Origin of the sequence: Acidithiobacillus concretivorus, from assembly GCF_018853445.1 — a bacterium.
In the GTDB taxonomy this organism is placed as follows: domain Bacteria; phylum Pseudomonadota; class Gammaproteobacteria; order Acidithiobacillales; family Acidithiobacillaceae; genus Acidithiobacillus; species Acidithiobacillus concretivorus.
In genome coordinates, this window is sequence record NZ_JABELD010000041.1 from 1 (window position 1) to 434 (window position 434).

Consider the following 434-nt stretch of genomic DNA (forward strand, 5'->3'; position numbering starts at 1 on the left):
CGGAAGAACGCAACGGTTGCCCGCGAGTTCGAGATTGCCCTGCCCGAAGAACTGCCCCCTGCCGAGCGGCGGCGTCTGGCGCTGGATTTTGCGGGAGAGCTGGTCCAGCGGCATGGCTGTGCAGCGGATGTGGCCGTGCATGCGCCGGGGAAAGCCGGAGATCAGCGCAATCACCATGCCCACATTCTGCTGACGACCCGGCGGATAGGACCAGACGGGTTTACCGAAAAGACGCGGGAACTGGATGACCGGAAGACGGGCAAAGAACTGGTGAGCGAATGGCGGGAACGGTTTGCCGAGCTACAGAACGCCCGATTACAGGAAAACGGCATAGCCGCCCAGGTGGATCACCGCAGTCTGGCGGAGCAAGGTCAGGATCGGGCACCGACCCGGCATCTGGGGCCAGCGGCCAGTGGTTATGAGCGGCGGACCGG

General features: G+C 64.3%; 1 protein-coding gene. It reads left to right on the top strand.

Translation table 11 applies throughout. The annotated features are described in order from the left end of the window. Positions 1-434: MobA/MobL family protein (locus tag HJG40_RS06140; RefSeq protein ID WP_215863374.1), on the top strand; the 434-nt coding region annotated here is incomplete at both ends.